Origin of the sequence: Burkholderia sp. LMU1-1-1.1 (assembly GCF_040675865.1) — a bacterium.
GTDB lineage: Bacteria > Pseudomonadota > Gammaproteobacteria > Burkholderiales > Burkholderiaceae_D > Rugamonas.
Genome location: NZ_JBEGHG010000001.1, coordinates 188,055 through 199,609 on the forward strand (window position 1 = coordinate 188,055; position 11,555 = coordinate 199,609).

10 protein-coding genes are annotated in these 11,555 nt (G+C 66.4%); 4 read left to right on the forward strand and 6 right to left on the reverse strand.

The features are described 5' to 3' along the window. Nucleotides 1-39: 39 nt before the first annotated feature. Nucleotides 40-1,074, reverse strand: coding sequence for a GGDEF domain-containing protein (locus MRBLMU1_RS00700; RefSeq protein ID WP_363495516.1), 1,035 nt, complete (start codon nucleotides 1,072-1,074; stop codon nucleotides 40-42). Between the two features lie 200 nt (nucleotides 1,075-1,274). Beyond that, nucleotides 1,275-1,895: a PEP-CTERM sorting domain-containing protein gene (locus MRBLMU1_RS00705; RefSeq protein ID WP_363495519.1), complete on the reverse strand. Its 621-nt coding sequence runs from the start codon at nucleotides 1,893-1,895 to the stop codon at nucleotides 1,275-1,277. Between the two features lie 199 nt (nucleotides 1,896-2,094). On the opposite strand from MRBLMU1_RS00705, the gene kefC reads away from it, so the two are divergent. Then, complete coding sequence (gene kefC, locus MRBLMU1_RS00710) at nucleotides 2,095-3,936, forward strand: glutathione-regulated potassium-efflux system protein KefC (protein WP_363495522.1); 1,842 nt, start codon at nucleotides 2,095-2,097, stop codon at nucleotides 3,934-3,936. Here kefC and MRBLMU1_RS00715 read toward each other — a convergent pair. From MRBLMU1_RS00715 to MRBLMU1_RS00730, 4 genes are all read right to left on the reverse strand, one after another. Continuing rightward, entirely contained in the window at nucleotides 3,923-6,238 is a 2,316-nt protein-coding gene (locus MRBLMU1_RS00715) for a putative bifunctional diguanylate cyclase/phosphodiesterase (RefSeq protein WP_363495525.1), read from the reverse strand. The genes kefC and MRBLMU1_RS00715 overlap by 14 nt on opposite strands. Before the next feature lie 92 nt (nucleotides 6,239-6,330). Continuing rightward, nucleotides 6,331-6,681, reverse strand: coding sequence for a hypothetical protein (locus MRBLMU1_RS00720; protein ID WP_363495528.1), 351 nt, complete (start codon nucleotides 6,679-6,681; stop codon nucleotides 6,331-6,333). Continuing rightward, complete coding sequence (locus tag MRBLMU1_RS00725) at nucleotides 6,681-6,956, reverse strand: hypothetical protein (protein ID WP_363495530.1); 276 nt, start codon at nucleotides 6,954-6,956, stop codon at nucleotides 6,681-6,683. The genes MRBLMU1_RS00720 and MRBLMU1_RS00725 overlap by 1 nt, the downstream gene beginning before the upstream one ends. 13 nt (nucleotides 6,957-6,969) lie before the next feature. Next, entirely contained in the window at nucleotides 6,970-8,160 is a 1,191-nt protein-coding gene (locus MRBLMU1_RS00730) for a matrixin family metalloprotease (protein WP_363495533.1), read from the reverse strand. A gap of 285 nt (nucleotides 8,161-8,445) precedes the next feature. Between MRBLMU1_RS00730 and MRBLMU1_RS00735 the strand changes: the two genes are divergently transcribed. From MRBLMU1_RS00735 to MRBLMU1_RS00745, 3 genes are all read left to right on the forward strand, one after another. After that, nucleotides 8,446-9,972 carry a CitMHS family transporter gene (locus MRBLMU1_RS00735; protein ID WP_363495535.1) on the forward strand — a complete coding sequence of 509 codons (1,527 nt, stop codon included), beginning with the start codon at nucleotides 8,446-8,448 and terminating at the stop codon, nucleotides 9,970-9,972. Nucleotides 9,973-10,059: 87 nt separating this feature from the next. Continuing rightward, nucleotides 10,060-10,746 (forward strand): DUF6901 family protein, encoded by a 687-nt coding sequence (locus tag MRBLMU1_RS00740; RefSeq protein ID WP_363495538.1) that lies wholly within the window; start codon nucleotides 10,060-10,062, stop codon nucleotides 10,744-10,746. A gap of 133 nt (nucleotides 10,747-10,879) precedes the next feature. Continuing rightward, nucleotides 10,880-11,377: a twin-arginine translocation signal domain-containing protein gene (locus MRBLMU1_RS00745; RefSeq protein WP_363495541.1), complete on the forward strand. Its 498-nt coding sequence runs from the start codon at nucleotides 10,880-10,882 to the stop codon at nucleotides 11,375-11,377. The last annotated feature ends 178 nt before the right edge of the window (nucleotides 11,378-11,555 follow it).

Below are 11,555 nucleotides of genomic sequence, written 5' to 3' on the forward strand. Positions count from 1 at the left end.
GGCCGGGGATGGCGGGCTTCGGCGCCCCTGAAAACCCCGCTAGCCGACCGGACAATCAATCGCCCCATCGTCATCCGGCAGATAGGCGTTGATGCGGTTGCGGCCGCCGTTCTTGGCCTGGTACAGCGCGCGATCCGCGCAGGCCAGCAAGCGATGCGAGGTCAGCGGCCGGGCATGGCAGGCGGCGGCCACGCCGCCTGAAAAGGCGTAGGTAAAACCGGGCGCGACCGCATCGACGGTCTGCTCCGCCAATTGTTCCACCATGCGGCGCAACACAAACAGCGCCTCCTCGATGCCGGTCTCGGGCAACAGCACGGCGAACTCCTCGCCGCCCAGCCGGCCGACCATGTCGGCCGCGCGCAGGCGCTGGCAAAGAAAATCGGCGAAGTGGCGCAGCACCGCGTCGCCAGCGGCGTGGCCGTGGCGGTCGTTGACGTGCTTGAAGTGGTCGAGGTCGAGTATCGCCAGGCACAGCGGGTAGCCGTAACGGTCCGCCCGCTCCAGCTCGATGTCGAACTGCGGAAAGAACTGGCGCCGGTTCGGAATGCCGGTCAACTCGTCGGTCAGCGCCAGCCGCCGCAGTTCGGCGTGCGCGTGTTTCAGTTCGAATTCGGTCTTTTTCTGGCGGGTGATGTCGGTGCACATCACCACCATTTCGCCGCCGGCGTTGACCTGCTCGGTGATCAGCAGCCAGCGGCCGTCGATCAGGTCCACCTCGAAGCTGCGGAAACGGGCGCTGCGCTGCCGGGTGTGCACATAGCACAACCACTCCTCGATGCTTGCCGCCTCGATCAGCGGCCCGCAGTGGTTGGTGTAGGCCCAGATCATCATATCGTCGTAGTGCTTGCCGACCATGGAGCCGTCGGGGAAGCCGAACATCCGGGCGAAGGCGCGGTTGTGGTACAGGAAGATATCACCGGCGTCGAGCATGGCGATGCCGTTGTCGCTGTCGTCGGCGTTGCGCAGCAGGATGGCCGCCAGGTTGGCCGCCAGCCGCTGGTCGACATCGCCGGCCTGCGCCGGCGCGAGGGGGGCCGGGCTGGGCGGGTCCCGGCTGGACTTGCGTGAACTCATGCGGTGTTTTCCGTTCAGCGTATTTTCGGCCGATCGCCGCAGGAACCTGGACATACTTCCATCCGAGAAATAGGTTCCTACGGCAATTACGGTACCACATCCGCGATCGCCACGACACAAACATCCGCTAAATCCGCCTGGCGAGTTCCCGCCAAACGACAAACATGCTAGTCACTTCCCCCTTTGCAACGCCGCTGGGATCAGCCCTCCGCCCGCGCGCGGCGGCGGGCCACCAAGCCCAGCATCCCCAGTCCCGCCAGCAGCATGCCGTAGGTCGCCGGTTCCGGCACCGCCGTGACGTTGATGTTGGCGTCTGGCGCGAAGTCGGCCAGGCGTCCGAGACCGGCGACGTTGGTGTCGATCGACCACACGGTCCAGGTGTAATCCTTGAACGCCAGGCCGTTCGAAGGCAGCAACGACGCCGACACGGTGGCGAAGATCCGGTTGCCGGCGATTTGCTCGGTGATCGGCGTCGCGCCGATCGCGGCCGTGCCGTTGGCGCGCAAGGTCACCGTGCGGTTGAAGACCGCGCCCGGCAGGCCGACCGAGGCGAACGGCGCGACGGTCGTGCCTCCGGCGTCCAGTCCGAAGACGTAGGCCGCGCCGTTGACGCCGGCGATCGCCCCCGCCGCCGTGGTGCTGAACACGAACTCGTTGGTGGCTGCGTTGAAGCTGACGTCGGCCGCCAGCACGTCGAAGGCGGCGTCGCGGCTGCCCGTATAGCCTGCCAGGAAATCGCCGGACACGTCGGTCACGGCGTGGGCGTTGGCGGCCAGGGCCAGGGCGGCCACGGCCAAAGTCTTGTGCAACAGCTTTTTCATTTTGTCATCCTTGTCGTTGTAAGAGGCGCCGGTTGGCTGCCTACCGTACATTCCCGACGACTTGGAAATAGTTCAAGAAACTTGCCATTTTTTTACAGGCCTCCCCTCTCCATTCCGATGGTGGACGGCAAGGTCCACCGGATGAGATACTTGCTGGCTCGACAATCAGCGCCGATAACGGCGCGCACAACGGAACCTTATGGCACACGGCTTTCTTTTACACATGGTGTTTTATCTGGTGGCGGCCGTGGTGCTGGTGCCGCTGGCCAAGCGGGCCGGCATGGGCGCGGTGCTCGGCTATCTGGCCGCCGGCGCCCTCATCGGCCCGTGGGGCCTGTCGCTGATCGGCAATGTCGAGGACGTGCTGAGCGTCTCCGAGTTCGGCGTGGTGCTGATGCTGTTCCTGATCGGCCTGGAACTGGAGCCGAAGAAGCTGTGGTCGCTGCGCCGGCCCATCTTCGGCTGGGGCGGCGCCCAGGTGCTGATCGTCGGCGCCGCGCTCACGGCGGCGGCCGTGGCGTTCGGCGTCGAGTGGAAAATCGCCCTGGTCGCCGGCCTGGGCATGTCGCTGTCGTCGACCGCCATCGTGCTGGCCACCCTGGGCGAGCGCAAGCTGATGCCCAGCCCCGCCGGCTCGGCCAGCTTTTCCATCTTGCTGTTCCAGGATATCGCGGCGATCCCGATGATCGCGCTGGTGCCGCTGCTGGCCGGCGTTGCCGCGGAGCATGCCAGCGGCGGCTGGATGCGCGCCGTCAAGCTGGTGGCCGTGCTGCTGACCCTGGTCGCCTTCGGCCGCTGCCTGGTCAACCCGGTGATGCGCTATCTGGCCCGCACCGGCCTGCGCGAGCTGTTCACCGCCTTCGCGCTCCTGCTGGTGATCGGCATCTGCCTGCTGATGGAGTCGGTCGGGCTGTCGCTGGCGCTCGGCACGTTCACGGCCGGCGTGCTGCTGGCCGACTCCGAATACCGCCATCAGCTGGTCAGCGACCTGGAGCCGTTCAAGGGGCTGCTGCTGGGTCTGTTCTTCATGGCGGTCGGCATGTCGGCCGACTTCGGCGTGCTGCTGGCCCATCCGCTGCTGGTGGTGGGCCTGACCTGCGGCCTGCTGCTGCTCAAGGGTGGCTTGCTGTACGGCATGTCCTTCTGGTTCGACATTCCGCGCGGCCAGCGCCTGTTCTTCGCGCTGCTGATGTCGCAGGGCGGCGAATTCGCCTTCGTGGTGTTCGGCACGGCCGTCGAGGCCAGGGTGCTGGCGCCGGAGACCTCGGCCATGCTGGTGATGGTGGTGACGCTGTCGATGGTGGCCACGCCGCTGTTGCTGCTGCTGTACGACAAGTTCGCCGCGCCGCGCCTGCGCACGGCGAAAAAGAAGCGCGAGGCCGACAAGATCACGGTCGAGCATCCTGTCATCATCGCCGGCTTCGGCCGTTTCGGCCAGATCATCGGCCGCCTGCTGTCGGCCAACCGCATCGGCGTGACGGTGCTCGACCACGATCCCGACCAGATCGAACTGCTGCGCAAATTCGGCTATGAAGTGTTCTACGGCGACGCCACCCGCATCGACCTGCTGGAGGCGGCCGGCATCGGCAAGGCCACCACGCTGGTGATCGCGATCGACGCCGTCGACGACAGCCTGGCGCTGGTCGACGCCGTGCGCGAGCGCTATCCGTCGCTGACGATCCTGGCGCGGGCGCGCAACGTGACGCACTACTACGAACTGCTGGACCGTGGCGTGACGCTGATCGAGCGCGAAACCTTCGAATCGTCGCTGCAGCTGGGCGCCAAGGTGCTGCAGCAGCTCGGCTTTGCCGCCGAGCGCGCCGAGCACGCCGCCCGCACCTTCCGCACGCACAACCTGAAGATGCTGATGGAAGTGTACCCGCACCAGCAAGACCAGGACGAGATGGTCTCGCTCACGCGCAAGGGACGGCTGGAGCTGGAGGAAATGTTCGCCGGCGACGCCGCCGCCTTCCAAACCGCCGAAAACCAACCGGGGTCAGTGCCGACATTCGGGCACGAGCCCGACGCTAGCAAGCCTTAGCGCCCAGCTCGTGTAGAAATGGTGGACCTGACCCCGGAGTTGACCCCGGAGTGTCGGACGCGGGGTGCCGGAACAGCGGCAGCGCCGCCGCGCCGACCGGCCGCGAGATGTGGTAGCCCTGCAAGTAATGGCACCCCATGGCTTCGAGCGCGCGCGCCTGGCCGGCCGTTTCGACGCCTTCCGCCACCAGTTGCAGGCCCAGGCTGTGGCCCATGGCGATGATGGTCGCCACCAGCGCGTTGCTGCGCGGACTGTCGACCATGTCGGTCACGAAGGCGCGGTCGATCTTGAGCGTGTTGATCTGGAACTGCGTCAGGTAGCTTAGCGACGAGTAGCCGGTGCCGAAATCGTCGAGCGACAGGCTGACGCCCAGCTCGCGCAGCCTGCCCAGCGCGACCCGCACCTGCGCGCCATCGCTGATGAGCACGCGCTCGGTCAACTCGAGCTCGAGCCGCCCCGGCGCCAGGCCGTTGGCCGACAACGCCCGCTCCACCATTCCGATGAAGGCCGGGTCGAGCAACTGCCGCGCGGAGACGTTGATGCTGACCACCAGCGCCGGCAGGCTGTCGCCCCAGCCCGCCAACTGGCGGCACGCCTCGTCGAGCACCCAGGCGCCCAGTTCGATGATCAGGCCGCTGTCCTCGGCCACCGGGATGAAGCGGTCCGGGCCGACCGTGCCCAGCGAGGCGCTGTGCCAGCGCAGCAGCGCCTCGACCTTGTCCATCGCGCCGCTGGCGGCGTTGACGATCGGCTGGTACGCAAGACTGAGCTCACCCGCCTGGATGGCCCCGCGCAGTGCGCCGTCGATCACCAGCGCGTCGCGCGCGTACGCGCTCATGGCCGCGTCGAAGAAGCGCAGCTCGCCCCTGCCGCTCTTCTTGACGTCGTGCATGGCGATGTCGGCGTTGCGGGTCAGCGTGTCGGCGTCATCGCCGTCGCCGGGAAAGCACGCCACGCCGATGCTGGCCGAGACGGTGATCAGCTGCGGCGAGAGCTGGAAGCCGCCGCCCAGCGCGCGCAATATCTGTTGCCCGCGGGCCGCCGCCGCAGCGGCCACGTCGGCCTTCGCCGGTCCTTGCAGCACCACGATGAACTCGTCGCCGCCGAAGCGGGCCAGCAGGTCGCCTTCGCGCGCCATACCGCGCAGCAGCTGCGCCATCTGGACCAGCAACTGGTCGCCGGCCGCATGGCCGAAGGAATCGTTGACGCGCTTGAACTTGTCGATATCGATGAACAGCACCGCGCAGCCGCCGGCGCCGGCCTGCGACAGCGCGGCGGCCAGCCGCACCGACAGGCCGTGCCGGTTCAGCAGGCCGGTCACGCTGTCATAGTTCGCGGCGCGCTGCAGCAGGTCGTCGTTCTTCTTGCGCTCGGTGATGTCCATCACCAGCATCATGCAATGCAGCTGGCCGCGCTCGTAATGCGGCGAGGCGATCAGTTCGAGCGGCAGCTCCCGCCCGTCGCCGCCGTCGATGACCGCCGTTTCGACGTGCGGGTAACGCGTGGCCGCGGCGAACCGCTGGAAGTGCTCGGCGACTTGCCGGCGGCTGATGGACGGCAACCAGTCGCCGACGCCGGTGCCGAGCAGCTGCTTGACGCCCGGCGCCCCGAGCAGGCGGGCGCTGCTCTCGTTGGCGGAGCGGATGCGTCCGGCGCGGTCGTACACCAGGAAGCCCTTGCTCAGGCTGTCGATGGCGCGGGTATAGCGTTTCTGTATCTTTTCCTGCGCCGCGTGTATCAAACACAACATCGAGCTGGCCTTGACCAGGAACGACCAGATGAACCAGGCCTCGAACGCCGACGGCACCAGGTTCACGCCGTTCGCCAGGTTGAACACGCCGCGCGCGATCAGGATCAGCCCCAGCAAACGGTAATGGTTGCGCCTGCCGGCAAGGCGCCAGCCGATCCAGACAAAGGTTATGCCATAGGTGAGCGCGACGCTGTTGTCGACCGATAGCCCCAACCTCGTCCATGCCGCGTAGCCGGCGCAGCCGAACAGCACGAACGACAGCGCGGCGACACGCACGTGGTGGCGTTTGAGGTTACCAAGGAAGAATTCGGTGCCGGCCCAGTAGCCGGCCACGCTGACGGTGACCGTGACCGCCGCCAGCGCGTGCCGCGGCCAGTCCGGCGGTCCCAGGTACCAGAACGCGGTGCCGGCTGTCATCGCCAGTTGGCCGGCCGCCCAGGCGATCGCGTGTTTTTCATCGCTGTGCCGCCACCACAAAAACACCAGCACCGCGCACAGGATCAGGTCGGTGCCGAGCGAGAACAGGATAAAAGTGTGGGGCGATACGTTCATTGACAAGCAATATGCCTCAGCATCGACGATTAATCAATGCCGAGGCCGGTTTAGCCCGTCGCAAGACGCCAGTCCATCGCCTTTTACCACACCTAGTCGAGCGTGATCACGCACCCCACGCCGTAGCTCTCCAAGTCGCTGACATGCATGCTGCGCAGCCTGAACGTGACGCTGCGCCCGAAGCCTACCCGGCCGCCGGGGCGCAGGTTCGAATCCGACCCGGGCGCGCCCAGGTGGTCGCCGCCGGTGCCGACCACGCCGGCATCGAGGCCGTCGATGCGATAGACCTCGATCACCTGGGCGTTGTCGCGGTCGTAATCGGTCAGCGAATCCGTGAACGTGATGCTGCCCCACGCCAGGAAGGAGCGCGCCCGCCCGAAATTGACGGTGGCGGTCGTGGTGCCGGTGCCGAAATTCCACAGGTTGACTCGGAAGGCGTCCATCAGATTTCCCCTTTGGCGGACCGGCGCGGCGCGCGGGCGGCCACGCGCAGATGTTTGACCGCGGCGTCGAAGACCAGCGTTTGCCCGCGGTTGCCGGGGTCGAAGCCGGCCGGCGCGCTATGGACCTCGAATCCGGCCGGATCGCCCAGTTCGGCGATCGCCGCGCGCAGCTCCTCGTCCGAGCACGTCACGGGCTGCTCGTTGCCGAACACGTAGTGGGAGTGCAGCCGCACGATCTTGCCGGTTGCGGTCTCAACGATTGCATAGTGTGTCATGGGTGATACCTCCTTAGTCGAGCGCGAGCACGCAGCCCACGCCATAAGCCTCAAGGTCGGATGAATGGAAAGCGCTCAACCGAAACTGCACCGTCCGTCCCTCGCCGATGAACGCGCCCGGGAACAGGTTGCCGGGGGCGCCATTCGTGCCGAGATGGTCGCCGCCGAAACCGACATTGCCGACCAGCTCCCCGTCGACGCGGAACACGTCGAGCGCGCAGGCGTTGTCGCGGTCGTAGTCGGTCAGCGCATCGACGAACGTCGCCTGGCCGAAGGCGAGGAAGCGCCGGCGCCGGCCGAAATCGACCAGCGCCGACCCGGTGCCGCCGGCGAAGGCCCACAGGTTGACGACGCTCGCGCGCGCGCCGGCGCCGACCCGGAACGGGTAGATGCTCAGGATGCCGCGGATATCCTCCTCGGACAGCGTGTGGCGGCCGTTCTGGACGAGCGGGTACATGATCGCGCTGTCGAGCCTGGAGTGCCCCAGCCCCAGGGCGTGGCCGATTTCGTGGATGGCGACGTTCCACAGGTCCTGGCCACCGGCCGCGCCGAAGCGCCAGTCGCGCCAGTTCTCGGCCTCGTCGAAGTGGACCACGCCGGTGCGTGGGAAGAAACCGTGCGCGACGATGTTGCCGGGGCCGTCGAACGGCGAGCCGTCCCCGTGGTTGCCGGATTCGAAGCCGAGCCGGATGTCGGCGTCGCTGGCGACGCGCGTGAAGCTGAGCGGACTGACGCCCGCCCACACCTGGAACGCAGCGTCGATGCACTCGACCTCCGTCGCCAGGTCCGGCGAGCCGTTATAGACCTGGTAGCGCAGGTCGTAGCTCTCCCACGGCCCGCTGTTGAAGCGGAAGGTGAACGGGTCCTGGGTGTCGTCCCCCGAGCTGCCGAGCGCGTCCGACAGCGCCTTTAGATCGACGCCTTCGGGGAGGTCGCGCACGCCGCAACGGGGCTGGCGCAGCAGTTTCAGGGTCTGGACGTCGATGTTGCCGCTGACCGGCAGGTGGAAGTAGGCCTGGAAGATGCGCACCGCCCGCGTCATGTCGGCATCGTAGAGGTCGGTCCTGTCGCCCGCCGGCTGCGCCGGATGGTAGCCGAGGCGGGTCAGCAGCTGCTTGATCTGTGCTACGCCGTCACCGCGCGCGCCTTCGCGATGGACGATCCTGGCGAGTTGCTGCGCTCGCTCGGCGGGATATTTGCTCATTTTTGCCCCTCTCCTCTGTCTGCAACCCATCGCTCTCAAGGGGAATTCTGTTCCCTCCCCACGCCGCCGCGTTGAGAAGCATCAAACCCGGCCTTGTCGAAGCGGCTTGCATATTTTCCGGAAAGCACTTATTCCCACGCGGACCGCAGAGCACGATTGCGCGCACTGAAAGTCAATTGAAAGCTTGGGGCATTTATAGTATTCGCATCACTTATGCAGCTTATGCAAAAAAACTATAACGCCGGCAGGTCATCACGCCGGCGGTGTGACACTGAGGAGAATTAAATGTTGACCGTACTCGCCTACTCGATGGTCGTAGTCTTTATGTTTTTGATCATGACCAAGCGCCTGCCGGCGATGGTCGCGCTGATCCTGGTGCCGATCGGCTTCGGGCTGATCGGCGGCTTCGGCGGGGAGCTGGGCCCGATGATGCTTGCGGGCATCAAACAGCTCGCCCCCACCGGCGTCATGCTGATGTTCGCCATCCTGTACTTCGGCGTCATGATCGACGCCGGCCTGTTCGACCCGGTCGTACGGCTCATCCTCAAACTGGTCAAGGGCGATCCGATGAAGATCGTGGTCGGCACCGCCGTGCTGACGATGATCGTCTCGCTCGACGGCGACGGCGCCACCACCTACATGATCACGGTGTCGGCCATGCTGCCGCTGTACCAGCGGCTGGGCATCAGCCGCCTCGTCATGGCGTGCGTGATCATGCTGGCCGGCGGCGTCTTCAACATCCTGCCGTGGGGCGGCCCGACCGCCCGCGCCGCCAGCGCGCTGGGCGTCGAGGTCAGCGACATCTTCGTGCCGATGATACCGGCCATGATTGCCGGCGTGTGCTGGGTGCTGTTCGTCGCCTACGTCCTGGGCCGCAAAGAACGCAACCGTCTGGGCGTGGTCGAGCTGCTGCCGGCGCAGGCCGCCAAGGCCGTGGCGGCGGAAGTCGACGCCGTCGGCGCGCAGCCGGCCTACGCCGGCGTCGCCGAGCTGCAGCAAGTGAACGCCGCCATGGGCATGCATGGGGCGATGGGCGGCTCGGGCCAGGTCGGCGTCGCCGGCCGTCCGCGCCACGCTGCCGCCGACCAGGGCGCGGCCTTTGCCAAGGTGGTCCACCTGCACGGCGCGCCGGCCGCCGGCGCCGACGGCGCCGACGACGAAATCAACCTGACCGATCCGCAAACCGCGCGGCCGAAACTGATCTGGATTAACCTTGCGCTGACCCTGGCGCTGATGGCGATGCTGATCAAGGGCGCGCTGCCGCTGCCGGTGCTGTTCATGATCGCCTTCGCGATCGCCATCATGATCAACTATCCGAAGCTGGAAGACCAAAAGGAGCGCCTGACGGCGCACGCCGCCAACGTGTTGCCGGTCGTGTCGCTGATCTTCGCCGCCGGCATCTTCGTCGGCATCCTGCAAGGCACCAAGATGGTCGACGCCATCGCCGCCAGCGTGATCACCGCCATTCCGACCTGGATGGGACCGTACCTGGCCATCGTCACCGGCATCCTCAGCATCCCGTTCACCTTCTTCATCTCGAACGACGCGTTCTACTTCGGCGTGGTGCCGATCCTGGCCAAGGCGGCCGCCGTCTATGGCATCACCGGCGCCGAAATCGGCCGCGCCTCGATCATCGGCCAGCCGGTCCACCTGCTCAGCCCGCTGGTCGCGTCGACCTACCTGCTGGTGGGGATGGCCAAGATCGAATTCGGCGACCACCAGCGCTACACCTTGATGTGGGCCATCTCCGCTTCGCTGGTCATGCTGGCGGCCGCGCTGGTGTTCGGCGTGATTCCTTTCATGGGCCGTTGAGCCCGCACCGAACGTGCTTTAAATGCCCTTCGGGCGGGATGTCGTGGCAGAATGCGTCATGCCCCGACGTCCCGCCCAGGAGTGGCCATGCAGAATGTGCTTTATCACTTTCGCTTTCCCGACGGGGTGACGGCCAGCTGCGCGGTCGCCGCCGACGACGAGGCGCAGACCGCCGACCTTCCGGCCTGGACCGCGCTCGAGTTCGAGCAGTGTCCCAACTGCCCGCTGCTCCCCGCCACCACGCCGCGCTGTCCGATGGCGGTGCGCTTCATCCCCCTGATCGCCATGATCGGCAAGCTGCGCTCGTATGAGCAGGTCGAGGTGCGCGTGCAGACGCTGGAACGCAAGGTTGGCAAGGTGACCACGGTGCAGCGCGGCGTCGGCGCACTGATGGGCTTGCTGGCCGCCGGCAGCGCCTGCCCGCACGCGGCCTTTCTGCGGCCCATGGCCCATTTCCACCTGCCGTTCGCCTCCGAGGAGGAAACCATTTACCGGGCCGCCTCGACCTATTTGCTGGGCCAGTATTTCCTCGCGCGCCAAGGCGGCACGCCGGACTGGGAACTGAACGGCCTGAAGGCGCGCTACCTGGCGCTGCAAACCGTCAACGGCGCCATGGCCAAGCGGCTTCGGCACGCCGTCACCGACGACGGCGCCATCAACGCGCTCATCGTGCTCGACCTGCTGGCCAAGGCGCTGCCCTACTCCATCGACGAACAACTGGACGACATCAAGGCCATCTTCCTGGCCGCCAGCACGCCGCCGGTCCAGGCCTAGGGCCGCTGAAGGACCGTTTCGTGTCGTTGCGCGGCGCCGGCTAAACACGCACGGAAATGCATGGTTGACTTGAAAAATTGATTTCCCGGCGGTACATTTTAAAGACAAAAATGATACCTAAGGGAGACTTTCTATGCATACACGTCGTGCTTTCCTCACCGCCGCCGGCCTGGCCGCGGCGTTGCTGGCCACCCCGCTGTTCGCGCAAACGCCGGGCCAGCCGTTCGTCGCCTATGACGACGGCCTCGCGAACGGCTGGCAGAACTGGAGCTGGGCCAAGGTCGAGCTGGCCAAGCCGATCGCCGGAGCCAAGCCGATCCGGGTCGAAGGCGATCCGTGGAGCGCGCTGGCGCTGCACCACGACGCCTTTTCGACCGCCGGCTACAGCAAGCTGACTTTCAGCATCAATGGCGGGGTCAACGGCGGCCAGCAGTTGTCGATCAAAGCCATGGTCGATGGCAAGGCCGTCGAGTCGGCGGTGGCGATCCAGCCCAAGGCCAAAACGTGGGCCCAGGTAGAGATTCCGCTCAAGGAGCTGGGCGTCGAAGGCAAGACCATCGACGGCATCAGCTGGCAGGGGCAGGCCAATCCGTACAGCGCCTACTACATCACCAGGATACAGTTCGAATAGCCGCCTTGCGCGGGGCGGCCGGTAGCGCCGCCACCGCTTCCGCGGCAATCGCCTCCGCGGCAATATTTCCCGCTCCCGCTATTCTCCCGCTACCCGATGCGCCCTTGATGTGACGCAGTCCGGTCCAGGCGGGCCCACCTATGATGATTGTTCGCGTCCGGCTTCCTGGTCAGCGGCC

Bases quoted from the DNA above. Each gene is read 5' to 3' on its own strand.
- MRBLMU1_RS00700 (WP_363495516.1), bottom strand. From the start codon at position 1,074: ATGAGTTCACGCAAGTCCAGCCGGGACCCGCCCAGCCCGGCCCCCCTC.
- MRBLMU1_RS00705 (WP_363495519.1), bottom strand. From the start codon at position 1,895: ATGAAAAAGCTGTTGCACAAGACTTTGGCCGTGGCCGCCCTGGCCCTG.
- kefC (WP_363495522.1), top strand. From the start codon at position 2,095: ATGGCACACGGCTTTCTTTTACACATGGTGTTTTATCTGGTGGCGGCC.
- MRBLMU1_RS00715 (WP_363495525.1), bottom strand. From the start codon at position 6,238: ATGAACGTATCGCCCCACACTTTTATCCTGTTCTCGCTCGGCACCGAC.
- MRBLMU1_RS00720 (WP_363495528.1), bottom strand. From the start codon at position 6,681: ATGGACGCCTTCCGAGTCAACCTGTGGAATTTCGGCACCGGCACCACG.
- MRBLMU1_RS00725 (WP_363495530.1), bottom strand. From the start codon at position 6,956: ATGACACACTATGCAATCGTTGAGACCGCAACCGGCAAGATCGTGCGG.
- MRBLMU1_RS00730 (WP_363495533.1), bottom strand. From the start codon at position 8,160: ATGAGCAAATATCCCGCCGAGCGAGCGCAGCAACTCGCCAGGATCGTC.
- MRBLMU1_RS00735 (WP_363495535.1), top strand. From the start codon at position 8,446: ATGTTGACCGTACTCGCCTACTCGATGGTCGTAGTCTTTATGTTTTTG.
- MRBLMU1_RS00740 (WP_363495538.1), top strand. From the start codon at position 10,060: ATGCAGAATGTGCTTTATCACTTTCGCTTTCCCGACGGGGTGACGGCC.
- MRBLMU1_RS00745 (WP_363495541.1), top strand. From the start codon at position 10,880: ATGCATACACGTCGTGCTTTCCTCACCGCCGCCGGCCTGGCCGCGGCG.